Source organism: Pseudomonas sp. 05N432 (genome assembly GCF_056396945.1).
Genome location: NZ_JBFTMM010000071.1, coordinates 1 through 616, shown reverse-complemented (window position 1 = coordinate 616; position 616 = coordinate 1). Strand labels below are relative to the sequence as shown.

The 616-nt window shown below is 62.1% G+C and carries 2 protein-coding genes; one reads left to right on the top strand and one right to left on the bottom strand.

The genetic code is table 11. From position 1 onward, the window contains the following. Positions 1 to 264, bottom strand: a 264-nt coding sequence (locus tag AC1DHT_RS29245; protein WP_477761599.1) for an Ig-like domain-containing protein, incomplete at its 3' end; no start/stop codon positions are given. On the opposite strand from AC1DHT_RS29245, the gene AC1DHT_RS29240 reads away from it, so the two are divergent. Then, positions 265 to 616: Ig-like domain-containing protein (locus AC1DHT_RS29240; protein WP_477761598.1), on the top strand; the 352-nt coding region annotated here is incomplete at its 3' end. It abuts the gene before it with no gap.

The window sequence follows — 616 nt, the reverse complement described above, 5'->3', positions numbered from 1 at the left end:
TCCCGGATTGAACTGCAACTGGTTGCCGACCACGCTGGCACTGCCCTGGTTTGCCGGTGCACTGGCGCTGACCAAGGTGAATGCATGGCCGTCGTCGACATCAGTGTCATTGGCCAGCACGTCAATGGTCAGGGTCTGGTTTTCCGTGCTGGCGGCCGTATCGGCCACCGCCACCGGCGCGTCGTTGGTGCCGGTAATGGTCACGTCCACCGTAGAGCTCGAGAGTGCCCCGTGTTCGTCCTGCATCTGGTAACTGAGTGTCACGTGTTCGAYCACCTGGCGCAAGGCGCGGTCGAGCACGTGACGCTCAATTACCAGATGCAGGACGAACACGGCGCGCTCTCGAGTTCCACGGTGGACGTGACCATCACCGGCACCAACGACGCGCCGGTGGCGGTGGCCGATACGGCCGCCRGCACGGAAAACCAGACCCTGACGATCGACGTGCTGGCCAATGACACTGATGTCGACGACGGCCATGCATTCACCTTGGTCAGCGCCAGTGCACCGGCAAACCAGGGCAGTGCCAGCGTGGTCGGCAACCAGTTGCAGTTCAATCCGGGAAGCGACAGTTGCAGTTCAATCCGGGAAGCGATTTTGATCACCTGGCGCAAGG